Below are 25,183 nucleotides of genomic sequence, written 5' to 3'. Positions count from 1 at the left end.
GGGTCCGCAACGGCTTCCCGCGCATCCGGCTGCGTCCGCCTTGCCCCTTCCCTCGCGCCGCCGAAGCGACTAGGTGTCAGGGGCCGAAGGGATACGGGAGGCGCGAGCCCATGTCGTTCTTCAAGAAGATGCGGGAAAAGATGTTCCGCTCCTCCGACCGTCTGTCGGACGAGCTGGACGCACTTGTCAGCGAGGGCGAAGCGCCCGAGACCGCCCCCGCGCCCGAACCGGCGGCTCCCCGGCCCGAGCCGCTGATCCTTGGTCAGCCGCTGGCGCCCCGGCAGCCCGAAGCAGAACGTCCGGTGCCCGCGCCGCCGGCAGCCCCCGAAACGCCGGCCCCGCCGGTCGCCCCCGCTGCCCGGCAGGAACCGGCGCCGACGCCCGAGCCCGCAAGGGTCGAGGCGCCTCCCCCGCCCCGTGTCGAACCCGCAGCGAAGGCTGCCCCCATGGCCCCGCCCGCGGAACCCGCGCCGCTGCCGCGGGTCGAGCCCGCGCCGGCGCCCCGTGCCGATGCCGCGCGCCCTCGCCCTGAGGCTGAGCCCGAGCCGGAACCTGCCCGCCCCGGCTTCTTCGGCCGCATGTTCGGCCAGACCGAGGAGCCGCGCCGCGTCCTCGACGACGCCATGCTCGAAAGCCTCGAGGAGGTGCTGATCCAGGCCGACATGGGCGTCGAGACCGCGCTGCGCGTCACCGCGAACATCGCCGAGGGCCGCTTTGGCCGCCGGGTATCCTCGCGCGAGATCAAGCAGGCGTTGGCGACCGAGATCGCGCGCATCCTCGAACCCGTGGCCCGGCCGATGCCGATCTATCCGTCGCGGCCGCAGGTGGTGCTGGTGGTGGGCGTGAACGGCTCGGGCAAGACCACGACCATCGGCAAGCTCGCCTCGCAGTTCCGCGCCGCCGGCAAGTCGGTGGTGATCGCCGCAGGCGACACCTTCCGCGCGGCGGCCGTCGAGCAGCTGCAGGTCTGGGGCAAGCGCGCCGGCGTGCCGGTGCTGACGGCGCCGGAAGGATCGGACCCCGCCTCGCTGGCCTTCGACGCCATGACGAAGGCGCAGGCCGACCGCGCCGACCTTCTGATGATCGACACGGCGGGCCGGCTGCAGAACCGCGCCGACCTGATGGAGGAACTCTCCAAGATCGTCCGGGTGATCCGCAAGAAGGACCCCGACGCGCCGCACAACACGCTGCTGGTGCTGGATGCGACGACGGGGCAGAACGCGCTCAATCAGGTCGAGATCTTCCGCAAGCTGGCCGATGTCTCGGGCCTCGTGATGACCAAGCTCGACGGCACCGCGAAGGGCGGCGTGCTGGTGGCGCTGGCGGACCGCTTCGGCCTGCCGATCCATGCCATCGGCGTGGGCGAGCAGATCGACGACCTCGCGCCCTTCGACCCCGACGACTTCGCCCGCGCCCTGATGGGGCTCGACGACTGACCGCTTCCGACCGGAGCCCGCTCGCGCAGGCCGACCCTCACCTGACATGACCGACTGGATCATCTCGCTCGAGGGCACCGAGGCCGGAGCCCGGCTCGCCATCCTGCTGGCCCTGACCTCGGCGCTCGCCCATGCCTGCTTCGGCGCATTGCAGAAGGGCCGGCACGACCCCTGGCTTGCCCGCGGGGCGATGGATGCCTTCATGGTGCTGCTGTCGGCACCCGTGGCGCTCTTCGTCGTGCCGTGGCCGCAAGGCTTCGAGTGGCTGGTGATGGTGGGGGTGATCGCCATCCACCTCGCCTACAAGATCGCCATGGCGCGGGCCTATTCGCAGGCGGCCTATACCGTGGTCTACCCGGTCGTGCGCGGCGTCGGGCCACTTGCCACGCTGGTCTTCGCAGCCGCGTTCCTCGGCGAGCATTACGTGCCGCTGCAATGGTTCGGCGTGGCGGTGCTGTCGGGCGCAATCCTGATGCTCGCGCGGCTGAACTTCGGGGGCGCGGCGGTGCCGGCGCGGGCGGCGCTGCGTGCGGGCCTGATCTGGGCCTTTGCGGGCGGGCTGCTGGTTGCGGTCTACACGACCTATGACGCGTGGGCGATCCGGCTGATGCCCGACCCCTTCACCTTCCTCGCGTGGTTCTTCCTGATGACCTCGCTCGATTTCCCGCTGATGCTGGGCTACAGGCTGATCAGGGCGCGGCAGATGCCCGAAGCGGCCGGGGCGCTCGCCGCTCGCGGCTTCATCGGGGCGCTGATCGCCTTCGTCAGCTTCGGCGGGGTGATGCTCGGCACCCGGCTCGGCAAGGTGGCCGAGGTCGCCTCGCTGCGCGAGACCTCGACGCTCTTTGCCGCCGCCATCGGCTGGCTGGTGCTGGGCGAGCGGTCGGGGCCCGCGAAGATACTGCTGATGGGCCTGATCGCCCTCGGCGCCATACTGGTTCAGGCCGCATGAGAGGACGTGCAATGGCAGGACGGATCAATCCCGTGGTAAAGGCGGCGCTGGAGTGGGGGCCGATTGCAGCCTTCTTCCTCGGCTATGTGAAGCTGAAGGACCAGGTGTTCACCCTGGGTGGCACCGACTACACCGGCTTCATCGTCGTCACGGCAGCCTTCATCCCGCTGATGGTGATCTCGACCGGGCTTCTGTGGTGGCTGACGGGCAAGCTGTCGCGGATGCAGGTCGCGACCGTTGTTCTGGTGGTGGTGTTCGGCGGCCTCTCGGTCTGGCTGAACGACGAGCGCTTCTTCAAGATGAAGCCCACCATGATCTACCTGCTGTTCGGCGGGCTGCTGGGGCTGGGCCTCCTGCGCGGACAGAGCTGGCTGAAGATCGTGCTGGAAGAGACGATCCCGATGCAGCCCGAAGGCTGGATGATCCTGACCCGCCGCGTAACCGCCTTCTTCTTCGCCCTTGCCGTCGCGAACGAGGCCGTGTGGCGCACGATGAGCACCGACGCCTGGGTGAACTTCAAGACCTTCGGCCTGCCGCTGGCGATCTTCGCCTTCTTCATGGCGCAGGGCGGCGTCTTCAAGCGCTATGGCTACGAGCGGAAGGACGGGGCCTGACTAACCGCACTGCCCGCCGAGGGCGGAAGGCCGGGGTCACGCGGCCGGCCTACTTCCGGCCGTAGAGGATCTCCACTGCCTTCCTGTCCAGCGGGCCGGAATTGCGCATCTCCTCGGCCACCGCCTTGCCGCGGATGAAGGCGGGGCGTTCGGCCAGGGCCTTCAGCCAGCGGGCGAAGTCGGGCTTGTCCTCCAGCGTCTGCTGCTGCGCCTCCCAGCCCTGCGCCCAGGGCCAGATCGCGCAGTCGGCGATGGAGAGGAAGTCGCCCGCGACGAACTCGCGCCCCCGAAGCTGCCGGTCTAGCACGCCGTAAAGCCTGCCCACCTCGCGGCGATAGCGGTCCTGCGCATAGGGCAGCACCTGCGGCGGGTCCATCTGCGGCGCGTATTTCAGGAAGTGGTGCGCCTGCCCCGCCATGGGGCCGACGCCGCCCATCTGCCACATGAGCCACTGGTCCACCGCGATCCGGTCGCGCTCGGTCGGGCCGCAGAGCTGGCCGGTCTTGCGCGCCAGATACTGCAGGATCGCCCCGGATTCGAAGATCGAGATCGGCTCGCCGTCCGGCCCCTCGGGATCCACGATCGCCGGCATCCGGTTGTTCGGCGCGATTTTCAGGAAGTCGGGATCGAACTGGTCGCCCGCGTTGATGTTCACGAGGCGGATCTCGTAGGGCAGGCCCATTTCTTCCAGCGCGATGGTGATCTTCCAGCCGTTCGGCGTGGGCCAGTAGTAAAGCTCGATCATGGGTGTCTCCTTCAGGCGCGGCGCAGCGGGATGGGCGTGACGGCCGCCTGGAACTCGGCCAGCACGCGTTCGGCGCCATGGGTCTGGGCAAGGCGCAGCAGCGCAAAGCGGATCTCGGCAATCTCGCGGTAATAACTGAGATAGGCCGCGTTCAGCGTGGCGCCCGCCACGGCGCCCAGCACCGGCACCGCCTGCGCCATCAGCTTCTGCCCCAGCACGGCGGCCAGCCGCGGCGCGACCGAGGCGATGATCCGGCTCATTGCCGCGCCGCTCATGGCGAGGCGGGCGCCGATGAAGCTCGTGTTCACGCCGTCGTCCTGCGACAGCGGGCTGCCGGCTCCGAAGATGCGCAGGCATTCGACGCGGATCGCCGGATCGTCGGGGTCGAAGCCCTCGGCCTCGGCGGCCTGACGGATCGCATGCATGATGACGGTGATGGTGACCGGAAGCTCCCCGACGGACGTCGCGAGGCCCCCCGCCCCGCCCGCGGCCCCGGTCAGCGCGACCAGCGCCGGCGTCGCGCGGCGGCCGAGCGAGGGCGCCGCACGGCCGGCGGCAGCAAGGCGGTGGCTCTGTTCCAGCGCGCGGCGCGTCACCATCTCGATCTGCCGCAGCACCGGCCTCGGCAGAAGCGCCAGACGCTCCTCGACCGATCCGCCGAGGCGGTTCATCAGCGCGATGATCGGGCCGTTCGCCCGGTCGAAACGCAGCGCCAGCGCGGCAATCTCGGCCTCGGGGCTGCGCAGAGTGGAAGGCAGGTTGGCTTTTGCGGTCATGGGGCAAGAGGTAGGGTGGCCCCTGCCCTTCGGCAATGGTCTCAGCCGGCCCGGGTCACCGGCCCCTCGACCCCGTCCCAGGCCCCCGCCACCAGCGGAAGGCCCAGCACCCGCTCGGGGTTCGTGGGCGGCGGCATCACCACATGATCGAGCTTGCGGAAGCCGAAGCGGCGGTAATAGGGCGCGTCGCCCACCAGCATCACGCGCTCCCAGCCGATCTTGCGCGCCTCGGCCAGCGTCTCGGTCATGAGAAGCGCGCCCAGCCCCTCGCCCTGCCGGGTCGGGTGGACGGCGACGGGTCCGAGCAGCAGCACGGGCTTCCCCGCCACCTCGACCGGCCAGTAGCGGATCGCGGCGGCAAGCGTTCCGTCCTCGTCGCGCAGGATGGCGCAGAGATCGGCCACCTTCGGCACCCCGTCGCGCAGCCGGTAGGAGGAAAGCGCGGTGCGGCCCGGTGCGAAGCAGAGGTCGTAAAGCGCCTCGACCTCCCACCAGTCCGCATCGGTTTCCTGCTCGAGGCGATACACGCGCCCTGTCCCCCTTGGCCGGAATCGGCTGGAAAGGCCCGTAACACGCAGGCAGAACGGGATCAAACCTGAAAGGACCCGTCATGTTCTACCGCCCCGACGACGGCCACGGACTGCCGCACAACCCGTTCAACGCCATCGTGACGCCCCGGCCCATCGGCTGGATCTCGACCCGCGGACCGGATGGCGACAATCTCGCGCCCTATTCGTTCTTCAATGCGGTGGCCTATGTGCCGCCGCAGGTGATGTTCGCCTCGACCGGCGCGAAGGACAGCCTTGCCGCCCTGCGGGCGAGCGGGGTGTTCTGCGTGAACATCGTCGAGGAAGCCGCGCTGGCCGTCATGAACGCAACCTCGGCCGCCTTTCCGCGCGGGGTGGACGAATTCGAGGCGGCCGGCGTTCCCAAGGCCGAGTGCCGGACGATCCCCTGCCCGCGCGTCGAGGGCGCGCCCGCGTCGCTCGAATGCCGCGTGACGCAGGTGGTCGAGCTTCTGGGCCGCGACAACCACCTGATCCTCGGCGAGGTGACCGGTGTGCATCTGCGCGACGATTGCCTCGTCGCGGGCCGGTTCGACGTGACGCGGTTCCGCCCGATGGCGCGGCTCGGCTACCGCGACTATGCCGTGGTGCGCGAAGTCATGGAACTCGCCCGCCCCGGCGAGGGGTGAGGGTCACCGCTTCGGCAGGCGCAGAGGGGAAAGACCGCCACCTCCGCATCGGCCCGCGCCATTCGCGCTTCGTGAATGGCAACGGCGATTTATCGCACCCCGCCGGGCGGCCTTCGTGCTTTTCTCGCGCGCGCGGCGCCCCTACTGTCGCGCCGGTCAATGATACCGGGGACAGCAATGCAGACCATGATCGGGGTGATCGGCGGCTCGGGGGTCTACGAGATCGACGGGCTCGAGGACGCCGTTTGGACGAAGGTCGCCACACCTTGGGGCGATCCGTCCGACGAGATCCTCGTGGGCCGGCTCGACGGCGTGCCGATGGCCTTCCTGCCGCGGCACGGACGCGGACACGTCCACAGCCCGACCTCCGTCCCCTACCGCGCCAACATCGACGCGCTGAAGCGGCTGGGCGTGACCGACGTGGTCTCGGTCTCGGCCTGCGGCTCGCTGCGCGAGGAGATGGCGCCGGGCGACTTCGTGATCGTCGACCAGTTCATCGACCGCAGCTTCGCGCGCGAGAAGTCGTTCTTCGGCACCGGCTGCGTCGCCCATGTGGCACTTGGCAAGCCGACCTGCCCGCGGCTGTCGGCGCATGTCGCCGACTCGGCCCGCGCGACCGGCGTGAAGGTGCACGAGGGCGGAACCTACCTCTGCATGGAGGGGCCGCAGTTCTCGACGCTGGCGGAATCGCTCCTTTACAAGAGCTGGGGCTGCCACGTCATCGGCATGACCAACATGCCCGAGGCCAAGCTCGCCCGCGAGGCCGAGCTTTGCTATGCCTCGGTTGCGATGGTGACCGACTACGACTGCTGGCACCCGCACCACGACGAGGTGGACATCAACGCGATCATTGCCACGCTGGGCGCCAATGCCGGCCATGCGCGCAGCCTCGTGGCCGGGCTGCCGAAGCGGCTGGGAGCCGATCGCGCGCCCTGCCCGCATGGCTGCGACCGGGCGCTGGAATACGCCATCATGACGGCGCCGGCAAAGCGGGACCCCGAACTTCTGGCGAAACTCGATGCGGTCGCGGGCCGCGTGCTGAAGGGCTGAAACGATGACGAACAAATCCGTCAGGGATTACATCCGCACCATCGTGGACTTCCCGCACGAGGGGATCCTGTTCCGCGACGTGACCACGCTTTTCGCCGATCCGCGCGGCTTCCGCATCGCGATCGACCAGCTGCTGGCCCCCTATGCCGGGCAGCAGTTCGACAAGGTGGCGGGTCTCGAGGCGCGCGGCTTCATCCTCGGCGGCGCGGTCGCGCACCAGCTTTCCACAGGCTTCGTGCCGATCCGCAAGAAGGGCAAGCTGCCGGGTGCCACGATCTCGCAAAGCTACAAGCTCGAATACGGCGAGGCGGTGGTCGAGGTGCATGACGACGCCATCCAGGCGGGCGAGAAGGTCCTTCTGGTCGATGACCTGCTGGCGACCGGCGGGACGGCCGAGGCCGGCATCCGGCTGATCGAGCAGCTTGGCGGCCAGGTCGTCGGCTGCGCCTTCGTCGTGGACCTGCCCGACCTCGGCGGCCGCAAGCGGTTGGAGGGGCTGGGCATGGAGGTCCACGCCCTCTGCGCCTTCGAGGGACTTTAACCCTCCGTTAGCGGAATCGCGCTAGAACGGATCTACCGGGTGCGCCGGTCGCTGCTTGCATGACGTGACCTTCAACCCCAGCCCGCCCCGCCGGCCACCCCGGCGGGGCCTTTTCGTGGGTGGCCCATCGGGGCCCGCATCCGGGCGCCGACCCCGGTCAGCGTCATCGGCTCGCAAATGCCTGTCTGGCCATCGCATCCGCCACCCCGTCAGGCGCGCAGCACGGCGCCGGGATTCATGATGCCCAGCGGATCAAGCGCGCGCTTGATCGCGCGCATCGCGGCGAGCTTGGCGGGGTCGCCATAACGCTCCAGTTCGGCGACCTTCAGCCGGCCGATGCCATGCTCGGCGCTGATCGAGCCATCGGCCCGGTGAACCAGTTCGTGCACCGTCTGGCTGATCGCGCCGCGCAGGGGATCATACTCCGCGCGGCTGCGGCCCCGGGCGGGGAAGATGTTGAGATGCAGGTTGCCGTCGCCGAGATGGCCGAAGCAGTTGATCCGCACGTCGGCAAGCCGGGTCAGCGCCGCCCGCGCCGTCTCGATGAAGCCCGCGATCTCGCCCAGCGGCAGGGCGATGTCGTGGCTCGCGATCGAGCCGATCCGGCGGTTCGCCTCGGGGATGGTCTCGCGGATCGCCCAGAACGCGGCCCGCTGCGCCTCGGACTGCGCCACCAGCCCGTCCGAGACCAGCCCGGCCTCCAGCCCCTCGGCGAACAGGGCCTCCAGTTCGGCCGCAGGACTCATCCCCTCGGTCAGGCCCAGATCGACCAGAACCAGCCATTCCGGCGGCACGGCGAAGGGCTGGCGCAGCTCGGGCAGCGTCTCGGCGAGGAAGTCGAGGCCCGTCCGGTGCATCAGCTCGAACCCCGTCACCAGCGGCCCCAGCCGGCGCTGTGCGCGGCCGAGCAGCTCCAGTGCCGCGGCCGGATCGCGCACCGCCATGAGCGCGGCACCCTCGGCGGCCGGAGGACGCACCAGCTTCAGGCTCGCGGCAGTAATGATGCCCAGCGTGCCCTCGGACCCGATCAGCAGGTTCCGCAGGTCATAGCCGGTATTGTCCTTCCTGAGCCGTTTCAGCCCGTGGAACACCGACCCGTCCGGCAGCACCGCCTCGAGCCCGAGGCAGAGGTCACGTGCATTGCCGTAGCGCAGGACCGCCGTGCCGCCGGCATTGCAGGCCAGGTTGCCGCCGATCCGGCACGACCCTTCCGAGGCAAGCCAGAGCGGGAACATCCGCCCCTCGGCCTCGGCCGCGGCCTGCACCTCGGCAAGGATCATCCCCGCCTCAACGAGGATCACGTTCTCGGCCGGGAAGATCCCGCGCAGCCGGTCCATCCGTTCCAGCGAGATCAGGAGCGGCAGCGGACCCTGCGTCATCACCTGCCCGCCGACGAGTCCGGTGCCGCCGCCCAGCGGCACGATCCCGACCCGCGCCTCGGCGCAGGCGCGGACGATGGTGGACACCTCATCGGTGCTACGCGGCAGGGCCACCGCCCCCGCCCGTCCGTGGTGGCGGCCCCGAGGCTCGGTCAGGTGGCGCGGTTCGGGCGCGATCAGCGTTCCGTCCGGCACACGGCCGGCGAGGTCGGAAAGAAAGGCATCGTCGGCGGGGTTCAGCATAGGCACCTCCGGCGCCTGCTTAGCCCCGGAAACCCATGTCCGTCCACCCGGACCCGCGCGGCGGGGTCAGTCCACCCACTGGGGGTCGAGCACCATGATCGTCGGCCGGCGCGGAAGGCTGGACAGCGACAGCTCCAGTTCGGGACCCTCCAGCCGGACCACCTCGAATTCGGCGCTCATGTTGGACAGGAACTCCTCCAGCGACGCCCCCGAGAACCAGTGCATCGGCAGAACCACCGACGAGCGCAGCCGCCGCACCACATTTTGCATCGTCTCGAGGTTCACGGTGTAGCCGCCGTCGACCGGCACCATCAGCACGTCGAGCCGCCCGAGCGCGGCATATTGCGCGGCATCCGGCTCGTGGTGCAGGTGGCCGAGGTGGCCGATGCAGAGCCCGGCCACCTCGAAGACGAAGATCGAGTTGCCATCCTTGCGCGCGCCCTCGCCCCAGCGCGAGCGCACGTCCGTCGGCACGTTCCGCACCAGCATCTCGCCCAGATCCAGATGATGCTCGGCGCGGCCGCCGTCCTTCCAGCCGGGCAGCAGGTGGGGAATGCGCGGGTCCGGCAGGTCCGTCCAGTGCGTGGAATGGGCGTTGTTCATGGTGGCGACGTCCGGCACCACGTCGCGCTGGCCGAGCAGCCCGGTATAGTCCGTGGCAGCGACGAGGCCGCCGGGCGTCTCGATCAGGAAGGTGGCGTGGTGGACGTAGCGGATGCGCACGCGATCCTCGGCCAGCGGATCGCCGAAGGCCGCGGGTGTCATGACCTCCGGTCCCTGCGCCAGCGCGATGCAATGGCTTGGCGTGCGCTCCTGCGCGGCGGCGGGAAGGGCGAGGGCGAGGCTCGCGAGGGCGGGTCGGATCATCGGCGGCACCTCCTGCGGAAGGGATCGTAGCAGGCAGGCCGCGCCGGGCCGCATCAAAGATGCGTCAGAAGGGAGGACCCCGGCGAGCGGGTCAGCCCCGGATCTTCGGGTGGCGGCGGGTGGCCCGGTGGCGGCTTCGATGCGGCGGCGAACGGCCGGCCCGGGCGGTCAGCCCACGTCGGTCCTACCGCGCCGGTCGTTGCGCAGGTTGGAATAGAGCACGTGGTTGCGCCAGCGGCCGGCGATCTGCAGGTAGCTCTGCGCCACGCCCTCGTATTTGAAGCCGCATTTCTCCAGCACCCCGCGCGAGGCCGCGTTCTCGGGCAGGCAGGCGGCCTCGATCCGGCTCAGGTCCATCACGGTGAAGGCGTGGTGGACGACGGCCTGGATCGCCTCGCGCATGAAGCCCTGTCGGGCATGGGCATGGCCAACCCAGTAGCCGAGCGTTCCCGACTGCGCCGGCCCGCGCCGGATGTTGTCGAGCGTGATGGCGCCCAGAAGCGCGCGATCCTCGCGCCGGATCAGCAGCAGCGGCAGCGCCGTCCCTTGCGTCTCGGCCCGTGCGGCCCAGTAGACGCGGTTGGTGAAGGCCTTGCGCGACAGGTGGTCCGAGGACCACACCGGCTCCCACGGGGTGAGGAAGGTCGCACTGTCCGCCCGGAGTGCCGCCCAGTCGCGCCAGTCGGAATGGGCAGGCAACCGCAGCGTCATCCGCTCGGTCTCGATCCGGACCTTCCGGCGCAGTCCGAGCATCAGGCGGCCAGCCGCTCGCGGATCGTTTCGAGCGCGGGCGCCGCTTCGGCCGGACCATAGAGCGCCAGCGCCGCCCGCGCCTGTGCCATCTGCCCGGCATAGGCGCGCACGCCCTGCACGGTGACCGAGTCGATCTTCTCGATCGCCTCGTCGAGCCCCGGCACGCGACCCCAGATCGCCAGCAGCCGCGCCAGACGCTCGGCGCGGCTGGAGGGGCTTTCCAGCCCCATCAGCAGGCCGGCCTTCAGCTGGGCGCGCGCGCGGGCGACCTCGGCCTCGGACATGTCCTCGGTCGAGCGCTTGAGTTCCTCGATGGTCAGCCCCGCGAGGTCCGCCACCTCCTCGCCCGAGGTGCCGGCGTAGATCGTGATCTGCCCGGTGTCCTCGTAGGCGCCCGACTGGGCGAAGATCGAGTAGCAGAGGCCGCGCTCCTCGCGCACCTTCTGGAACAGGCGCGAGGACATGCCGCCGCCCAGCGCCATCGCATAGACCTGCGCGGTATAGACGTCGGGCGCGCGGTAGCTCGGCGCCTCGAAGGCCATGGCGAAATGGACCTGCTCCAGCGTCTTCAACTCGCGCCGTTCGCCGCCGAGGAAGGAGGCCGGCTGGACGGGGCGACGCCCGACCGGCTTCAGGTGCCCGAACAGCGCCTGCGCCTGCGCGAGGATCTTCTGGTGATCCACGCCCCCTGCGGCGGCGAGGATCATGTGGTCGGGGCCGTAGTGCTCGCCCACGAAGCCGGTCAGATCCTCGCGCGAGAAGGTCGAGACCCGCTCCTCGGGGCCGAGGATGGTGCGGCCGAAGGACTGGCCGGGATAGGAAGCCTCCTGCAGCCAGTCGAAGATGATGTCGTCGGGCGTGTCGAGCGACTGGCCGATCTCCTGCAGGATCACATGGCGCTCGATCTCGATCTCCTTCGGATCGAAGACCGGGTTCAGCACGATGTCGGCGATCACGTCGAGCGCAAGGCGCGTGTCGGCTTCCAGCACGCGGGCGTAATAGGCCGTCATCTCGCGCGAGGTATAGGCGTTGATGTAGCCGCCGACGTCTTCGATCTCTTCCGCGATCTGCAGGGCGGTGCGGGTCTTCGTGCCCTTGAACGCCATGTGCTCGAGGAAATGCGCGATGCCGTTCTGCTCCGCCCGCTCGTGTCGGCCGCCCGCGGTGATCCAGATGCCGATCGAGGCCGAATGCAGCCCCGGCATGTGCTCGGTCACGACGCGGAAGCCGTTGGGAAGCGTGTCGAGAAGAACGGTCAACGCCCGGTCCTTTCGCGGATGAGGGTTTCGAGGGCGGCAAGGTCATTGGGCACGCGGGTCACCCGCTCGGGCCGGTCGAAGAGGTCGGCCATGCGGGCGGGCAGCGCCGGGCGCTCGCCCGTGGCCTTTTCCACCGCATCGGGGAATTTCGCCGGATGGGCGGTCGCCAGCGTGATCATCGGCTCGGGCCCGAGGTTTTCCTGCGCGACCTTCACGCCCACGGCGGAATGCGGGCAGAGCACCTCGCCCGTCGCGGCATGGGTGGCGCGGATGGTGGCCAGCGTCTCCTCCTCGGAGCAGCGGCCCGAGGTGAAGGTGTCGCGCAGCGCACCGAGCGCGTTCTGAGAGATGCGGAAACCGCCCTGCTTCAACTCCTCCATCAGCGCCGCCACCGCCGCGCCGTCGCGACCATAGGCGTCGAACAGCGCGCGCTCGAAGTTCGAGGAGACCTGAATGTCCATCGACGGGCTGATCGAGGGCACGACGCCATGCGTCGCATAATCGCCCGAGGCAAGCGCCCGGTGCAGGATGTCGTTCTGGTTCGTGGCCACCACGAGGCGTCTGATCGGCAGTCCCATGCGTTTCGCGATGTAGCCCGCGAAGATATCGCCGAAGTTGCCGGTGGGAACGGTGAAGCTCACCTCGCGGTGCGGCGCGCCAAGGCTCACGGCAGAGGTGAAGTAATAGACCACCTGCGCCAGCACCCGCGCCCAGTTGATCGAGTTCACGCCCGCGAGCCCCACCGCATCGCGGAAGGCGAAGTCGTTGAACATGTCCTTCAGCCGCGCCTGGCAGTCGTCGAAATCGCCATCCAGCGCCAGCGCATGGACGTTCGCCTCGGCCGGCGTGGTCATCTGGCGGCGCTGCACCTCGGACACCCGGCCGTGCGGGAACAGGATGAAGACGTCGACGTTGGACAGCCCCCGGAACGCCTCGATTGCGGCGGAGCCGGTGTCGCCGGAGGTCGCGCCGACGATGGTGATGCGCTGGCCGCTTTTCGCCAGCGCCGCCTGGAACAGCTGGCCGATCAGCTGCATGGCGAAGTCCTTGAAGGCCAGCGTCGGCCCGTGGAACAGCTCGAGCAGGAAGTGGTTTGGCCCCAGCTGCACCAGCGGCGCGCGGGCGGCATGGCCGAAGCTCGCATAGGCCGCAGCGATCAGGGTGCGGAACTCGGCGTCATCGAAGGCCCGGCCCACGAAGGGGCGCATGACGCGGAAGGCGACCTCCTCATAGGGCAGACCGGCAAGGGCGGCGATCTCGTCCGCGGTCATGACGGGCACGCTCTCGGGCACATAAAGGCCGCCGTCCCGGGCGAGCCCGGTAAGCATCGCCTCGCCGAAGCCGAGAACAGGAGCCGCACCACGAGTCGAGATATAGTTCATCATAGCTGCCTTCATTCCGTCCGTCGCCTGATACGCCAGAGCAGAAGCCCTGTCATCCCCAGCCATATCGCGGCAAGCGAAAACCATGTCACCGCATAGCCGAGGTGGTCGTTCGGGATGCCCTCGGTGCCGACCGGCCACGGCTCGATCCCGTCGCCTGTGGGCGTTGCCGCCACGACCAGAACCGCTTCGGTCCCCAGCGCGGCCGCCATCTGGGGCAGGTCGCGGGCGAACCAGATGCCCGAGACGGGATCGGGCCGCGGCGTGAAGCTGTCCACCTCGTCGGGCCAGTGCAGGTTTCCGGTCATGCCGGCGCCCACCACGCGGCGCGTCTGGCCCCTGTCCCGGTCCGGCAGGAAGCCGCGGTCGACCAGGATGCGGCGGCCCTCGTCGGTCTCGAAGGCCGAGATGATGCGGAAGCCCGCGCCGCGATCCTTGCGGGTGGTCAGCACGTCGATGTGCTCTCCGGTGAAGCGGCCCGCCACGGTGACCGGCAGGTAGCGGTCACGCGCCGGGTCTGGCGCCTCGGGCAGCTGGACCGGCGGGGCCACGACGCGGGCCTCGATATCGGCAAGGATGCCCTCTTTCCACGTCAGGCGCTGCACCTGCCAGACGCCGAGCGCAATCAGGATCGCGGCGCCGATCAGGCCGAACAGCAGGGGCAGGATCATGCGGCGGATCATCCGGTGTTCCCGTCATGAGAAAAGCGCGCGCCCGGTGGCACGCGCCTTTTGGAATGTCCCCGCGTCGGGGGTCAATGTCGCATGCCGTCGCGCAGGCCGCGCCTACCGGCCCCAAACGTAGATCGAGGCGAAGAGGAACAGCCAGACGACATCGACGAAGTGCCAGTACCAGATCGCCGCCTCGAAGCCCACATGCTTCTCGGGCGTGAAATGGCCCATCCGCACCCGGATCAGGCAGACCAGCAGGAAGATCGTGCCGATGATCACGTGGAAGCCGTGGAAGCCGGTCGCCATGAAGAAGTTCGCGCCGTAGATGTTGCCGGCGAAGCCGAAGGCCGCGTGGCTGTATTCATAGGCCTGGAAGACGGTGAACAGCACACCCAGCCCGATCGCCAGCACGAGGCCCCATTGCAGGTCGCGCCGGTTGTTCTCGTGCACCAGCGCATGGTGCGCCCAGGTTGCTGCGCAGCCCGAGCAGAGCAGGATCAGCGTGTTGATCAGCGGCAGGTGCCAGGGGTCGAAGGTGATGATGCCCTCGGGCGGGAAGACGCCGTCGATCGCCGGGCTCTCGGGTCCCATGGGATAGAGCGCGTGCTTGAAGAAGCTCCAGAACCAGGCCGAGAAGAACATCACCTCGGACATGATGAACAGGATGAAGCCCCAGCGCAGCCCCAGCCGGACGACGGGCGTGTGGTCGCCCTCGATGCTTTCGGTCACCACGTCGGCCCACCAGCCGAACATGGTGTAGAGCACGACGACCAGCCCGATCAGCCCCATCCACGGCCCCGAGCCATGCATCCAGAGCACGGCACCGAACAGCATGACGAAGGCCCCGGCCGCGGCCATCAGCGGCCAGATCGAAGGCGGTAGGATGTGATAGTCGTGGTTCTTGGTGTGGGCCATGATCTCCCCCCGCTGGCGTCCGGTTCAGTTCAGGTCGGTGTCGGAGCGTCGGGCCAGCGCGGCCTGCTCCTCGGTCAGGGCGGTCTCGTGGAAGGTGTAGGACAGCGTGATCCGGCGGATGCCGCTTCCGTCGGGGTCGTCCACGATGGCCGGATCGACATAGAAGCTGACCGGCATCTCGACCCGCTCGCCGGGGCCGAGCACCTGCTCGGTGAAGCAGAAGCACTCGATCTTGGCGAAATGGCCGCCCGCCGCGTCGGGCGTCACGTTGTAGCTCGCGGTGCCCGCGATGGTGCGCGAGGTCGGGTTGACCGCCTCGTAGAAGGCAAGGCCGGTGGCGCCGATCTTCACCTCCATCTCGCGCTGGAGCGGGCGGAACTCCCACGGCATCCCGGCCGCGCGCGAGGCATCGAAGCGGATGCGGATGGTGCGCTCGAGCGGCTCGGCAGGCGCTTGCGTGGCGACCGTCGTCGCCCCTCCGAAGCCCGTGACGCGGCAGAACCAGTCGTAGAACGGGACCGCGGCGAACGAGGCCGCGCCCATCACCGCCACCAGTGCCGCGAGCAGGCCGGCCGTCTTCTGCTGCGCGCTCAGCCTCATGGCCGGAGCGCCCCGGGCGGCGCATGGGCGAAGGCGCCCTGTTCGCCCAGTTGCGAGACCTTGGCCACGGTCAGGCCGAAGACCACGAGGATGAAGGCGGCGAGCGTCAGCCCGACGCCGAGGTTGCGGCCGAAGCGGCGGCGGTGGATTTCATGCTCGGCGCGGATGGTCATGTCACCAGCCTCCCAACCCATGGGGCTTCAGCGCGGCCTCGGCGAGGATCGCGCCGAAATGCAGGAACAGATAGTAGAGCGAGAAGCGGAAGAAGCCCTTCTCCACCCGGTAGCGGTCGGCCTCGGCCGCGGCCTCGTCGCGGCGCCAGATCCGGATCGCACCGACAAGGAACCAGCCGTTCAGCGCCAGCGAGACCGCAAGGTAAAGCGGTCCGCCGATCCCGGTCGCGGCCCCCGCCACGGCGAGCGGCGCCAGAAGCAGCGTATAGGCCAGCACGTGCGCCCGCGTGACCCGCCGGCCGTGGGTAACCGTCAGCATGGGCACCCCGGCATCGGCATAGTCCGACTTCATGAACAGCGCGAGCGACCAGAAATGCGGCGGCGTCCACATGAAGATCAGCGCGAACATGAAGAGCGACTCGACCGAGACGCCGCCGGTTGCCACCGCCCAGCCGATCATTGGCGGGAAGGCCCCGGCCGCCCCGCCGATCACGATGTTCTGCGGGGTCGAGCGCTTCAGCCACATGGAATAGACGACGGCATAGAAGAAGATGGTGAAGGCGAGCAGGCCCGCGGACAGCAGGTTCGCCGCAAGGCCCAGCATGACCACCGCAATCCCCGACAGTGCGAGGCCGATCCCCAGCGCCTCGCCCGGCGCGACCTTGCCCGTGGGCACGGGCCGGTTGCGGGTGCGCTTCATCACGGCGTCGATGTCGGCATCCCACCACATGTTCAGCGCCCCCGAGGCCCCTGCCCCCAGCGCGATGAACAGGATGCCGGTCACCGCGACCATCGGATGCACCGCGACCGGCGCGACCAGCAGCCCCACCAGCGCGGTGAAGACCACGAGGGACATGACCCGCGGCTTCAGCAGCGCGACATAGTCGCCGAAGCCGGCCTCCTGCGGGAATTCCGTGATGCGGACGTCGGTCATTCGGCCCTCCCCCTCGGCCCCTGGACGGGCCACGGTCGGAACGCTTCCCGGTGACGGCGCGTTCCGGCGGTCATTCGACCGCCACCGGCTGCGCGGCGGGCGGCAGCGCCGAGAGCTCGTAGGTGCCGCCGCGCGCCTGATCGAGCCAGGCGGCATAGGCCTCGTCCGAGACGACCTTAACGGTGATCGGCATGTAGGCATGGGCGATCCCGCAAAGTTCGGAACACTGGCCGAAATAGACCCCCTCGCGCTCGGCCCGGAACCAGAGCTGGGCAAGACGGCCCGGCACCGCATCCTGCTTCACGCCGAAGGCGGGGATGGTCCACGCATGGATCACGTCCGCCCCCGTCACCTGCACCACCACGGTCTTGTTCACCGGCACGACCATCGCCGTGTCGGTTGCCAGCAGGAACTCGTCGCGGCTGTAGCCCGCGGCGGTCAGCTGCGCCTCGACCTCGGGCGTCAGGCGGTTGTCGCCACCCGTCGCGGGCGAGCCGATCATGTAGCTTTCGAAGGCCACATCCTCGTCGGGGTATTCATAGCCCCAGTACCATTGGTAGCCGGTGACCTTCACCGTCACGTCGGCCTCGGGGATCTCCTGCTGGCTGAACAGCGCCGGCAGCGAGAACGAGCCGATCGCGACGAGGATTATGATCGGCACCACCGTCCAGGCGATCTCGAGCGGCGGGTTGTGGGTGAAGCGCGCCGGCACGCTGTTGCGCCGCTCGTGGAAGCGCCAGGCGGCATAGAGGATCAGCACCGTCACGAGAAGGGTGATGGCCGCGATGATGACCAGGATGAAATTGTCCAGCCAGTGGATCTGCGCGGCGAGCGGCCCGCCGGCCGGCTGGAAGCCGATCTCGCCCTGTCGCGGTTTGCCGATGATCTCCAGCGTCTGCTGCGCGGACGCCACGCCAGCCCAGAGTGCCCCGGATGCCAGCACGGCCGATCCGGTCAAGGTCGTGGATTTTCTCATGTTCAGATCCCGTTGGCTGCCGCGGGCCGTCCTGCCGCCTCTCCGCCGCCCGGAAACCGGGCAGTTTCCCGTTGTTCCTGAACCCAGTGTGACCATATTGGTTTCACGACGACAAGGAAAACGATGCGTCACTGTGTCATCATTTGATCTGAATCAAGGACAGAATCCATGACCGATCCGGCCTTCCGCCCCTTCGAGACGCATCTGGACGAGGCCGCGGCGCTTGCAATCCTGCGCGAGGCCACGCGCGGGGCCGAGGATGGCGAGCTTTTCCTTGAACGAACGCGGTCCGAGTCGCTCGTGCTGGACGACGGCCGGGTCAAGACGGCGAGCTATGACGCCTCCGAGGGGTTCGGCCTGCGGGCCGTGGTCGGCGAGGTGGCCGGCTATGCGCATTCCACCGAAATCTCCGAGCGGGCGCTGCGCCGGGCCAGCGAGACGGCCCGACTCGCGGTGGGCGACGGCGGCGGCGTGATGGCCGCGCCACCGCAGGGCACGAACCGCCGGCTCTATTCCGATGCCGATCCGATGACGGACGCGGCCTTCCCGGTGAAGATCGACCTGCTGCGCGAGATCGACGCCTTCGCGCGCTCGCTCGATCCCCGCGTGATCCAGGTCTCGGCCACGGTGGGTGCGGGCATCCAGGAGGTCGAGATCCTGCGCCCCGAGGGGCAGCGCCTTGCCGACGTGCGCCCGATGGTGCGGATGAACGTGTCGGTCATCGTCGAGGAGAACGGGCGCCGCGAATCCGGCAGCTTTGGCGGCGGCGGCCGGTATGGCCTCGCCCGGCTGATGACGCCCGACTGGTGGCAGCAGGCCGCGCGCGAGGCGGTGCGGATCGCCACGGTGAACCTTCAGGCGGTGCCCGCGCCGGCAGGGATGATGGATGTGGTACTCGGCGCGGGCTGGCCGGGGATCCTGCTGCACGAGGCCATCGGCCACGGGCTGGAGGCCGACTTCAACCGCAAGAAGACCTCGGCCTTTGCCGGGCTGATGGGCGAGCGCATCGCCGCGCCCGGCGTGACGGTGCTGGACGACGGCACGATCCCCGACCGGCGCGGCTCCATCTCGGTCGATGACGAGGGCACACCCTCGGGCCGGACCGTGCTGATCGAGGACGGCATCCTCGTGGGCTACATGCAGGACCGGCAGAACGCCCGGCTGATGGGAACCGCCTCGACCGGCAACGGCCGGCGCGAGGGCTATGCCCATATCCCCATGCCGCGGATGACCAACACCTACATGCTGGGCGGCGACGCCGATCCCGCCGACATCGTGGCGGAGCTGAAGGACGGGATCTATGCTGTGGGCTTCGGCGGCGGGCAGGTGGACATCACCAACGGCAAGTTCGTCTTCTCCTGCACCGAGGCCTACCGGGTGGAGAACGGCCGGATCGGCGCCCCGGTGAAGGGCGCCACCCTGATCGGCGACGGCGCGACCGCACTGCGCCAGATCCGGGCGATCGGCAACGACATGAAGCTTGATCCCGGCATCGGCAACTGCGGCAAGCAGGGGCAGTGGGTGCCGGTCGGCGTGGGCCAGCCCACGCTGATGATCGGCGGGCTGACCGTGGGCGGCAGCAAGGCCTGACGGATCGCGACGACCTGCCCCGTTTTCGTCCCCTTTGAACAGTCCCGCCCGGCGGGCGCCCCGCCGGCCCTTGCGGGACCGGCGGGCGAAGGGGGCTTCCGCCCGTCACGCCGGGGCGTCACACTGGGGCGCCGGCAGTCAGGGAGGCCCCGAGTTGAAGATCGCCATCGTCACCGCATCCGATCGCGCCAGCCGCGGCGACTACGAGGATCTGAGCGGCCCCGCCATCGCCGATTGGCTGGCAAGCGCGGTGACCTCGCCCTACGAGATCCTCCGCCGCATCGTGCCGGACGGCATCGAGTCGGTGCGCGATACGCTGATCGACCTCTGCGACCGCGAGGGCGCGGCGCTGGTCTTCACCACCGGCGGCACCGGCCCCTCGCCGCGTGACCTGACGCCCGAGGCGATGGCCGCGGTGATCGAGAAGGAACTGCCCGGCTTCGGCGAACTGCTGCGGCTGACCGGCCTGCAACAGACGCCCACCGCGATCCTGTCGCGGCAGACGGCCGGCATCCGGGGCCGGTCGCTGATCGTGAACCTTCCGGGGCAGCCGGCCTCGATCACCCTGTCGCTGCAGGCGATCTTCGCCGCGATCCCGAAATGCCTCGATCTGATCGGCGCCGGCCGCATGACGGTCTCGGACCGCTGGGGCGCCGCGCGTCAGGCCGCCCCGCAACTGCCGGACTACCTCCGCCAGCCGGACTGATCCCGCGGATCGACCTGCCGGCTGCGCCGCGTCACGCTTCCTGAAGCGCGGCCAGCCCCTCGCGCAGCGCGCGGTCCACCGTGCGCGACAGCACCTGCGCGGGCGTTCCGGGAAAGAGGTGGCGCGTCACGCGGGTCTCGCGCCCCCTGAGCGCGGCGGCAAGGCAGACATGGCCGGGTGGATGGCCCTGATCCTCGCCCGGCCCCGCGACGCCTGTCACGGCAATCGCAAGGTCGGCCTCGGGGGCCGCGGCAAGCGCACCCTCGGCCATGCGTTTCGCCACGTCGGGGTGATAGACGGTGCATTCGGCGATCAGCGCCTCGGGCACGCCCAGCGCGGCGATCTTCATGCTGGGGCGATAGACGACGAACGCCCCTTCCAGCGTGTCCGAGCATCCCGGCACGCCCGAGACGCAGGCCGCGAGCAGGCCCGCGGTGCAGGACTCGGCCGTGACGAGCCGGCGGTCCTGCGCCTTCAGCGCCCGCACCAGATGTGCGGCAAGGTCCTGAAGCTCCACAGAAAAGCCGGTCATCGGCGGGTCGGAGCGCAGGACGGTGGGATGGAACAGCCGCCGCTCCAGCGCCTCGAGCGGGCCATAGCGGTCGGCCTGCGGATGGTCGAGCCGGATCGGGTTCACGCGCTTGTGCCAGGTCGCCCGCATCCGCGCCAGCACCGTGCCGAGCACCAGCTGCGCATGACGGTCCTCGTCCATCCCCAGCACGAAGACCAGATGCTGCAGCGTGGCCCCGGGATCGTCGCGCAGCGCCTCGACCAGCGCGAACTGCGTGATGTCCCATTCCAGATAGGTCGCGCCGATCTGGGCCTCGTCTCCCGCGCCGATCCCGAGGCCGTCGGTCGGCATCGCCCGCCACGTCCGCTCCGGCACGCCATGGGCGCGCGCCATCCACGGCACCTCCCACGACTTCAGCAGCGCCTGCACCGGTGCGAGATCGCCCACGTCGCCGTGCAGGGTCCAGAAGCCGGCACTTAGCTCCGAGAAGTTGTCGGTGCTGGCGACCAGCCCGCCGAAGCGGTGTGCCTGATCGTAAAGCGTGACCATCCGCAGCCGCGCCCGGATGTTGCCGCGTCTTGTCCGGTGCGCGGTGTCGTCCTCGGCGCCCAGCGCCGGGTCGAGCCGGTCCAGATGGTCGAGCATCGCGCGATAGGCTTCGGACAGGTCGAGGTGCAGATGCTCGAGCCCCAGCGCGGCGCAGGTCTCCACGCCGCGATCCGTCTCGGACGGGTCCTGTTCGATGGGCAGGGTAAGTCCGATCACCCTCCAGCCCGCCTGCTTCAGCAGCGCCGCGGTCAGCGCCGAATCGACGCCGCCCGACATCCCGATCACCGCGGTCGAGACATCGGCCTGTTCGCGGTAGCCCGCAAGATCCTGCACCAGCCGGCGCCCCACTGCGGCGAGCCGGTCGGGGGACAGGAACTGCCCGGACCCGACCTGCTGCCGCAGCCGGTCCGCGAACCACGGCGACAGCGGCCCGGCCTGGCGCTGGCGCGAAAGGTCGAGGATCTCGTCCACAAGGCCGCCGGTTCCGCCGGGAATCGCTTCATCCACCTTCGCCCCGTCCGCGTGTCCCATGGCGCCCGCCCTCCTGTGTGTTGCGTCACGGAACCGAAGGTGACCTCGAATGTTCCGCAGATGGAAACGGCCGCCGCCGGACCCGGCCGCGCACCGCGGGCCGGGAACGGCCGCTCGGGCCGCGGCCGGATTTTATCGGAACCGCCATGGCCGGCGCAGGTTCTACCTACAGATGTGCAAGGAGAGCGACATGAAGACCAAGGAACTCGACGGGGCCTTCCACGACGCGATGAGGGACATCTACTACGCCGAGCGGCAGATCCTGAAGGCGCTGCCGAAGATGGCGCGGGCCGCGCAGTCCGAGCAGCTCCGGCAGGCCTTCAAGACCCACCGCGACGAGACCGAGACCCAGAAGGAGCGGCTCGAGAAGGTGTTCGAGCTTCTCGGCAAGCGGCCGCAGGGCAAGACCTGCCCGGCGATCGACGGCATCATCGAGGAAGGCTCCGAGGTGATGGACGAGTACAAGGACAGCCCCGCCCTCGATGCGGCGCTGCTGGCCGCGGCGCAGGCTGTGGAGCACTACGAGATCGCGCGCTACGGCACGCTCGTCGCCTGGGCGAAGCTTCTCGGAATGGACGAGGCCGCCGGCATCCTGGCCGAGACGCTCGAGGAGGAGCGCAAGACCGACACCCTCCTGAGCGACCTCGCGGAGAGCGAGGTCAACCAGACCGCGGTCGCGGCCGAATAAGCCGAAGCGCCGGAAGCTCGGCATCCCTTCAAGCGCGTCGCCCCCGGGCGGCGCGCTTTGCTTTCTCGCGCGGCGATGCCGGGGGCTGTCGCGGCGCGAGGCCCCTGCCGGGCACCGCGGGTGCGTCGCCGCGCGCCATGGCGGCCATCCCCACGACACCTCGATCAAAAAGAAGGCATAGCGCCCAAACTTGCGCCGCGGCCCGCGATTTTCCCGCATCACGGCCGCCTGCGGGCGGCCCTGTTTGATCCGCGTCAAGGTGCCTCAGTCGCCAATCCTTATTAAAACCGTAAACCACTGTATGACGGGCACCGCGGCAGGCGCCCCGGCGCGGAAGGAGACCGAGGCGATGATGAACGCGAGGCAGATGCCGCTGGCATTGGCACAGGAGAACGCGCGGATGGCGGTGACCGGCCTGGCCGGCTGCCGCGAGATGCAGAAGCGCCTGACCGAGATGGGGATCTTCGTCGGCGGCGAGATCGAGGTGGTGCGCGGCTGCGGCTGCGGCCCGCTGATCGTGGCGATCGGCAAGTCGCGCCTCGCCCTCGGGCAGGAAATGTCGCGCAAGATCTTCGTGACCCCGGTCATCGGCGGCTAGACCATGACCCTCACCCTCAAGGACATGTCCGCGGGCAGGTCGGCGCGCGTCACCGGCTACGCCCCCGGCGGCGCCGCCTACCGTCAGAAGCTGCTTTCGATGGGCCTCACCCCCGGCACCGCGCTGCGGGTCATCCGCGTGGCGCCGCTGGGCGATCCGGTGGTGATCGAGGTCCGCGGCTATCAGCTTTCGCTGCGCAAGGCCGAGGCCGAGGCGCTCTCGATCGAGGAGACAGCGGCATGAGTGCCCGAACCGTCGCGCTGCTGGGCAACCCGAACTGCGGCAAGACCACCCTCTTCAACGCGCTGACCGGCACGCGCCAGATGGTCGGCAACTGGCCCGGCGTGACGGTGGAGAAGAAGGTGGGCGAGTTCCGCCACGGGGGCCTCGCCTACGAGCTGGTGGACCTGCCGGGCACCTATTCGCTGGGGTCGGGCCACGCCGTCTCGACCGACGAGCGCATCGCCCGCGACTATGCCCTGTCCGGCGAGGCAAGGCTGATCGTCAACATCGTCGACGCCTCCAACGCCGAGCGGAACCTCTACCTCACGCTGCAGATCATGGAGATGGGCGTGCCGGTGGTGGTCGCCCTCAACATGATGGACATTGCCGCTTCGCACGGGGTCGAGGTCGACCTTGCGGCGCTGTCGCAGCGGCTGGGATGCCCGGTGGTGCCGATCGTCGCCGCGTCCGAAAAGGGCATCGACGCGCTGAAGGCCGAGGTTGCCCGCGCCGTGGAGACCGACGTGTCGCCCGCGCAGCCGGTGCAATACGTCCCCGAGATCGAGCAGGCGGTGGCCGAGCTGCTGCCGCTGATCGAGGCCGCGGGCGAGACCCGCGCCCCGCGCTGGCTGGCACTGGAGATGCTCGAGGGCGGCGACACGCTGCTGAAGCGCATCCCCGCGCTGGCAGAACGGGTCGCGCCGATCCGGCACGCGCTCGAGGAGGCACTGGGCTACGAGGCCGACACGGCCATCGCCTGCGGCCGCTACGATGCGGTGGCCGAGATCACCTCGCATTCGATCCGGCGCACGGCGGAACTCGGGCGGACGGTGTCGGACCGCATCGACCGGGTGGTGCTGAACCGGCTCGCGGGCATCCCGATCTTCCTCGGCGTGATGTATCTGATGTTCATGTTCACGATCAACGTGGGCAGCGCCTTCATCGACTTCTTCGACATCGCCGCCGGCACGCTCTTCGTCGACGGGATGGGCGAACTGCTGGGGCGGATCGGCAGCCCCGACTGGCTGACGACGCTTCTCGCCTCGGGCGTGGGGGGCGGCCTGCAGACGGTGGCCACCTTCATCCCGGTGATCGCCTGCCTGTTCCTGTTCCTGTCGGTGCTCGAGGATTCGGGCTACATGGCGCGGGCGGCCTTCGTGATGGACCGCTTCATGCGGCTGATCGGCCTGCCGGGCAAAAGCTTCGTGCCGCTGATCGTGGGCTTCGGCTGCAACGTGCCCGCCGTGATGGCGACGCGCACGCTAGAGAACCAGCGCGACCGCACCATGACCATCGCCATGGCGCCCTTCATGTCCTGCGGCGCGCGCCTGCCGGTCTATGCGCTGTTCGCCGCCGCCTTCTTTCCGACCGGCGGGCAGAACCTCGTGTTCCTGCTCTACCTGATCGGGGTGCTGGCGGCGGTGTTCACCGGCCTCGTGCTGAAGAACACGCTGCTGCCGGGCGCCACCTCGCCCTTCGTGATGGAACTGCCGCCCTACCACCTGCCGACGCTGAAGGGCGTGCTGATCCGGACATGGGAGCGGCTGAAGGCCTTCGTGATCCGCGCCGGCCGGGTGATCGTCGCCGTGGTCGTGGTGCTGGCCTTCCTGAACTCCTGGGGTCGCGACGGCAGCTTCGGCAACGAGGACACCAACAACTCGATGCTGTCCGAGATCGGCCGCGTGATCGTCCCGGTGTTCGAGCCGATGGGCATTCGCGAGGAGAACTGGCCCGCGACGGTCGGTGTCTTCACCGGCATCCTCGCCAAGGAGGCGGTGGTGGGCACGCTGAACGCGCTTTACACCGGCATCGCCGAGGAAGGCACCGACGCCGGGGAAGAGCCCTTCGACCTGATGGCGGGCCTGTCCGCCGCCGCGGCCTCGGTGGGCGAGAACCTCGGCGCACTGGCCGGCACCCTTGCCGATCCGATCGGGATCGACATCGGCGACGTATCCTCGGCCGAAGCGGCGGCCGAGGAGCTTGCGGTGGAGGCCGGCACATTCGGCGCGATGCGGGCGCTGTTCGACGGGCAGGCCGGCGCCTTCGCCTATCTGCTGATGGTGCTGCTTTACGTGCCCTGCTCGGCCGCCATCGCGGCCATCTGGCGCGAGGCTGGGCCGGGCTGGACGGGCTTCGTGACGCTCTGGACGCTGATGATGGGCTGGGGGTCCGCGGTGATCTTCTATCAGGCGGCCACGCTCGCGCGGCATCCCGCGTCCTCGGCGCTCTGGATCGCGGCCGTGCTGGCTGCGTTCGGAGCGGCCATCCTCGTCATGCGGCGCATTGGCCGCGGCGGCCCAGCCCGGCCCGTCGCGGCGGGGATCTGA

27 protein-coding genes are annotated in these 25,183 nt (G+C 69.5%); 12 read left to right on the top strand and 15 right to left on the bottom strand.

Annotated features, from left to right (window positions below):
• Positions 1–110 precede the first annotated feature (110 nt).
• The 3 genes from ftsY to CK951_RS04210 are packed head-to-tail and all read left to right on the top strand — an operon-like array spanning position 111 to position 3,002.
• The gene (gene ftsY, locus CK951_RS04220; RefSeq protein ID WP_096784964.1) at positions 111–1,436 is read left to right on the top strand and encodes a signal recognition particle-docking protein FtsY; all 1,326 of its coding nucleotides are present in this window, start codon (positions 111–113) and stop codon (positions 1,434–1,436) included.
• A gap of 46 nt (positions 1,437–1,482) precedes the next feature.
• Positions 1,483–2,388, top strand: coding sequence for a DMT family transporter (locus CK951_RS04215; RefSeq protein ID WP_096784963.1), 906 nt, complete (start codon positions 1,483–1,485; stop codon positions 2,386–2,388).
• 11 nt (positions 2,389–2,399) lie between these two features.
• Complete coding sequence (locus CK951_RS04210) at positions 2,400–3,002, top strand: inner membrane-spanning protein YciB (RefSeq protein ID WP_096784962.1); 603 nt, start codon at positions 2,400–2,402, stop codon at positions 3,000–3,002.
• Positions 3,003–3,051: 49 nt separating this feature from the next.
• Here CK951_RS04210 and CK951_RS04205 read toward each other — a convergent pair whose 3' ends face one another.
• The 3 genes from CK951_RS04205 to CK951_RS04195 are packed head-to-tail and all read right to left on the bottom strand — an operon-like array spanning position 3,052 to position 5,050.
• A complete protein-coding gene (locus CK951_RS04205; protein WP_096784961.1) occupies positions 3,052–3,747 on the bottom strand; it encodes a glutathione S-transferase family protein in 696 nt (231 codons plus the stop codon).
• A gap of 11 nt (positions 3,748–3,758) precedes the next feature.
• The gene (locus CK951_RS04200) at positions 3,759–4,523 is read right to left on the bottom strand and encodes an EcsC family protein (protein WP_096784960.1); all 765 of its coding nucleotides are present in this window, start codon (positions 4,521–4,523) and stop codon (positions 3,759–3,761) included.
• 41 nt (positions 4,524–4,564) lie between these two features.
• Complete coding sequence (locus CK951_RS04195) at positions 4,565–5,050, bottom strand: GNAT family N-acetyltransferase (protein ID WP_096784959.1); 486 nt, start codon at positions 5,048–5,050, stop codon at positions 4,565–4,567.
• Between the two features lie 83 nt (positions 5,051–5,133).
• Here CK951_RS04195 and CK951_RS04190 point away from each other — a divergent pair, with 83 nt between their 5' ends.
• The 3 genes from CK951_RS04190 to CK951_RS04180 all read left to right on the top strand — a co-directional run bounded on the left by CK951_RS04190 (position 5,134) and on the right by CK951_RS04180 (position 7,309).
• Positions 5,134–5,718, top strand: coding sequence for a flavin reductase family protein (locus CK951_RS04190; RefSeq protein WP_096784958.1), 585 nt, complete (start codon positions 5,134–5,136; stop codon positions 5,716–5,718).
• A 177-nt stretch (positions 5,719–5,895) separates the two neighbouring features.
• On the top strand, positions 5,896–6,768 hold the full coding sequence (locus CK951_RS04185; protein ID WP_096784957.1) for an S-methyl-5'-thioadenosine phosphorylase: 873 nt from the start codon (positions 5,896–5,898) through the stop codon (positions 6,766–6,768).
• 4 nt (positions 6,769–6,772) lie between these two features.
• Positions 6,773–7,309 (top strand): adenine phosphoribosyltransferase, encoded by a 537-nt coding sequence (locus tag CK951_RS04180; protein ID WP_096784956.1) that lies wholly within the window; start codon positions 6,773–6,775, stop codon positions 7,307–7,309.
• Between the two features lie 209 nt (positions 7,310–7,518).
• On the opposite strand, the gene CK951_RS04175 is transcribed toward CK951_RS04180, so the two are convergent.
• The 11 genes from CK951_RS04175 to coxB all read right to left on the bottom strand — a co-directional run bounded on the left by CK951_RS04175 (position 7,519) and on the right by coxB (position 17,461).
• Entirely contained in the window at positions 7,519–8,931 is a 1,413-nt protein-coding gene (locus CK951_RS04175; protein WP_096784955.1) for an FAD-binding oxidoreductase, read from the bottom strand.
• 66 nt (positions 8,932–8,997) lie between these two features.
• Positions 8,998–9,798 (bottom strand): MBL fold metallo-hydrolase, encoded by an 801-nt coding sequence (locus CK951_RS04170; RefSeq protein ID WP_096784954.1) that lies wholly within the window; start codon positions 9,796–9,798, stop codon positions 8,998–9,000.
• 168 nt (positions 9,799–9,966) lie between these two features.
• Positions 9,967–10,551 carry a GNAT family N-acetyltransferase gene (locus tag CK951_RS04165; protein ID WP_096784953.1) on the bottom strand — a complete coding sequence of 195 codons (585 nt, stop codon included), beginning with the start codon at positions 10,549–10,551 and terminating at the stop codon, positions 9,967–9,969.
• The gene (locus tag CK951_RS04160; RefSeq protein ID WP_096784952.1) at positions 10,551–11,810 is read right to left on the bottom strand and encodes a pitrilysin family protein; all 1,260 of its coding nucleotides are present in this window, start codon (positions 11,808–11,810) and stop codon (positions 10,551–10,553) included. Before CK951_RS04160 ends, CK951_RS04165 begins: the two co-directional genes overlap by 1 nt.
• Entirely contained in the window at positions 11,807–13,192 is a 1,386-nt protein-coding gene (gene thrC / locus CK951_RS04155) for a threonine synthase (RefSeq protein WP_096787157.1), read from the bottom strand. The genes CK951_RS04160 and thrC overlap by 4 nt, the downstream gene beginning before the upstream one ends.
• 11 nt (positions 13,193–13,203) lie before the next feature.
• The gene (locus CK951_RS04150; RefSeq protein ID WP_096784951.1) at positions 13,204–13,875 is read right to left on the bottom strand and encodes an SURF1 family protein; all 672 of its coding nucleotides are present in this window, start codon (positions 13,873–13,875) and stop codon (positions 13,204–13,206) included.
• A 102-nt stretch (positions 13,876–13,977) separates the two neighbouring features.
• Entirely contained in the window at positions 13,978–14,778 is an 801-nt protein-coding gene (locus CK951_RS04145) for a cytochrome c oxidase subunit 3 (protein WP_096784950.1), read from the bottom strand.
• A 24-nt stretch (positions 14,779–14,802) separates the two neighbouring features.
• On the bottom strand, positions 14,803–15,378 hold the full coding sequence (locus CK951_RS04140) for a cytochrome c oxidase assembly protein (RefSeq protein WP_096784949.1): 576 nt from the start codon (positions 15,376–15,378) through the stop codon (positions 14,803–14,805).
• Positions 15,375–15,551 carry a hypothetical protein gene (locus CK951_RS04135; protein ID WP_096784948.1) on the bottom strand — a complete coding sequence of 59 codons (177 nt, stop codon included), beginning with the start codon at positions 15,549–15,551 and terminating at the stop codon, positions 15,375–15,377. Before CK951_RS04135 ends, CK951_RS04140 begins: the two co-directional genes overlap by 4 nt.
• 1 nt (position 15,552) lies before the next feature.
• Positions 15,553–16,485 carry a heme o synthase gene (gene cyoE, locus CK951_RS04130; RefSeq protein WP_096784947.1) on the bottom strand — a complete coding sequence of 311 codons (933 nt, stop codon included), beginning with the start codon at positions 16,483–16,485 and terminating at the stop codon, positions 15,553–15,555.
• A gap of 70 nt (positions 16,486–16,555) precedes the next feature.
• Complete coding sequence (gene coxB / locus CK951_RS04125) at positions 16,556–17,461, bottom strand: cytochrome c oxidase subunit II (RefSeq protein ID WP_096784946.1); 906 nt, start codon at positions 17,459–17,461, stop codon at positions 16,556–16,558.
• Positions 17,462–17,629: 168 nt separating this feature from the next.
• On the opposite strand from coxB, the gene tldD reads away from it, so the two are divergent.
• Entirely contained in the window at positions 17,630–19,051 is a 1,422-nt protein-coding gene (gene tldD, locus CK951_RS04120) for a metalloprotease TldD (protein WP_096784945.1), read from the top strand.
• Positions 19,052–19,205: 154 nt separating this feature from the next.
• Positions 19,206–19,757 (top strand): molybdopterin adenylyltransferase, encoded by a 552-nt coding sequence (mog, locus tag CK951_RS04115; protein ID WP_096784944.1) that lies wholly within the window; start codon positions 19,206–19,208, stop codon positions 19,755–19,757.
• 31 nt (positions 19,758–19,788) lie between these two features.
• Here the strand turns inward: mog and nadE are convergent, their stop codons facing one another.
• On the bottom strand, positions 19,789–21,348 hold the full coding sequence (gene nadE, locus CK951_RS04110) for an NAD(+) synthase (protein WP_096784943.1): 1,560 nt from the start codon (positions 21,346–21,348) through the stop codon (positions 19,789–19,791).
• A gap of 190 nt (positions 21,349–21,538) precedes the next feature.
• Here nadE and CK951_RS04105 point away from each other — a divergent pair, with 190 nt between their 5' ends.
• The 4 genes from CK951_RS04105 to feoB all read left to right on the top strand — a co-directional run bounded on the left by CK951_RS04105 (position 21,539) and on the right by feoB (position 25,183).
• Positions 21,539–22,036: a ferritin-like domain-containing protein gene (locus CK951_RS04105; protein ID WP_198402402.1), complete on the top strand. Its 498-nt coding sequence runs from the start codon at positions 21,539–21,541 to the stop codon at positions 22,034–22,036.
• 349 nt (positions 22,037–22,385) lie between these two features.
• Positions 22,386–22,634 carry a FeoA family protein gene (locus CK951_RS04100; RefSeq protein ID WP_096784941.1) on the top strand — a complete coding sequence of 83 codons (249 nt, stop codon included), beginning with the start codon at positions 22,386–22,388 and terminating at the stop codon, positions 22,632–22,634.
• A 3-nt stretch (positions 22,635–22,637) separates the two neighbouring features.
• Entirely contained in the window at positions 22,638–22,877 is a 240-nt protein-coding gene (locus CK951_RS04095; protein ID WP_096784940.1) for a ferrous iron transport protein A, read from the top strand.
• On the top strand, positions 22,874–25,183 hold the full coding sequence (feoB, locus tag CK951_RS04090; protein WP_096784939.1) for a Fe(2+) transporter permease subunit FeoB: 2,310 nt from the start codon (positions 22,874–22,876) through the stop codon (positions 25,181–25,183). Before CK951_RS04095 ends, feoB begins: the two co-directional genes overlap by 4 nt.

The sequence above is a fragment of the Rhodobacter sp. CZR27 genome, from assembly GCF_002407205.1.
Classification (GTDB): domain Bacteria; phylum Pseudomonadota; class Alphaproteobacteria; order Rhodobacterales; family Rhodobacteraceae; genus Cereibacter_A.
The sequence above is the reverse complement of the archived record's forward strand: the minus strand, read 5'-3'. Positions and strand labels throughout refer to the sequence as shown.

Bases quoted from the DNA above. Each gene is read 5' to 3' on its own strand.
- ftsY (WP_096784964.1), top strand. From the start codon at position 111: ATGTCGTTCTTCAAGAAGATGCGGGAAAAGATGTTCCGCTCCTCCGAC.
- CK951_RS04215 (WP_096784963.1), top strand. From the start codon at position 1,483: ATGACCGACTGGATCATCTCGCTCGAGGGCACCGAGGCCGGAGCCCGG.
- CK951_RS04210 (WP_096784962.1), top strand. From the start codon at position 2,400: ATGGCAGGACGGATCAATCCCGTGGTAAAGGCGGCGCTGGAGTGGGGG.
- CK951_RS04205 (WP_096784961.1), bottom strand. From the start codon at position 3,747: ATGATCGAGCTTTACTACTGGCCCACGCCGAACGGCTGGAAGATCACC.
- CK951_RS04200 (WP_096784960.1), bottom strand. From the start codon at position 4,523: ATGACCGCAAAAGCCAACCTGCCTTCCACTCTGCGCAGCCCCGAGGCC.
- CK951_RS04190 (WP_096784958.1), top strand. From the start codon at position 5,134: ATGTTCTACCGCCCCGACGACGGCCACGGACTGCCGCACAACCCGTTC.
- CK951_RS04185 (WP_096784957.1), top strand. From the start codon at position 5,896: ATGCAGACCATGATCGGGGTGATCGGCGGCTCGGGGGTCTACGAGATC.
- CK951_RS04180 (WP_096784956.1), top strand. From the start codon at position 6,773: ATGACGAACAAATCCGTCAGGGATTACATCCGCACCATCGTGGACTTC.
- CK951_RS04175 (WP_096784955.1), bottom strand. From the start codon at position 8,931: ATGCTGAACCCCGCCGACGATGCCTTTCTTTCCGACCTCGCCGGCCGT.
- CK951_RS04170 (WP_096784954.1), bottom strand. From the start codon at position 9,798: ATGATCCGACCCGCCCTCGCGAGCCTCGCCCTCGCCCTTCCCGCCGCC.
- CK951_RS04165 (WP_096784953.1), bottom strand. From the start codon at position 10,551: ATGCTCGGACTGCGCCGGAAGGTCCGGATCGAGACCGAGCGGATGACG.
- thrC (WP_096787157.1), bottom strand. From the start codon at position 13,192: ATGAACTATATCTCGACTCGTGGTGCGGCTCCTGTTCTCGGCTTCGGC.
- CK951_RS04150 (WP_096784951.1), bottom strand. From the start codon at position 13,875: ATGATCCGCCGCATGATCCTGCCCCTGCTGTTCGGCCTGATCGGCGCC.
- CK951_RS04145 (WP_096784950.1), bottom strand. From the start codon at position 14,778: ATGGCCCACACCAAGAACCACGACTATCACATCCTACCGCCTTCGATC.
- CK951_RS04140 (WP_096784949.1), bottom strand. From the start codon at position 15,378: ATGAGGCTGAGCGCGCAGCAGAAGACGGCCGGCCTGCTCGCGGCACTG.
- CK951_RS04135 (WP_096784948.1), bottom strand. From the start codon at position 15,551: ATGACCATCCGCGCCGAGCATGAAATCCACCGCCGCCGCTTCGGCCGC.
- cyoE (WP_096784947.1), bottom strand. From the start codon at position 16,485: ATGACCGACGTCCGCATCACGGAATTCCCGCAGGAGGCCGGCTTCGGC.
- coxB (WP_096784946.1), bottom strand. From the start codon at position 17,461: ATGAGAAAATCCACGACCTTGACCGGATCGGCCGTGCTGGCATCCGGG.
- tldD (WP_096784945.1), top strand. From the start codon at position 17,630: ATGACCGATCCGGCCTTCCGCCCCTTCGAGACGCATCTGGACGAGGCC.
- nadE (WP_096784943.1), bottom strand. From the start codon at position 21,348: ATGGGACACGCGGACGGGGCGAAGGTGGATGAAGCGATTCCCGGCGGA.
- CK951_RS04105 (WP_198402402.1), top strand. From the start codon at position 21,539: ATGAAGACCAAGGAACTCGACGGGGCCTTCCACGACGCGATGAGGGAC.
- CK951_RS04100 (WP_096784941.1), top strand. From the start codon at position 22,386: ATGATGAACGCGAGGCAGATGCCGCTGGCATTGGCACAGGAGAACGCG.
- CK951_RS04095 (WP_096784940.1), top strand. From the start codon at position 22,638: ATGACCCTCACCCTCAAGGACATGTCCGCGGGCAGGTCGGCGCGCGTC.
- feoB (WP_096784939.1), top strand. From the start codon at position 22,874: ATGAGTGCCCGAACCGTCGCGCTGCTGGGCAACCCGAACTGCGGCAAG.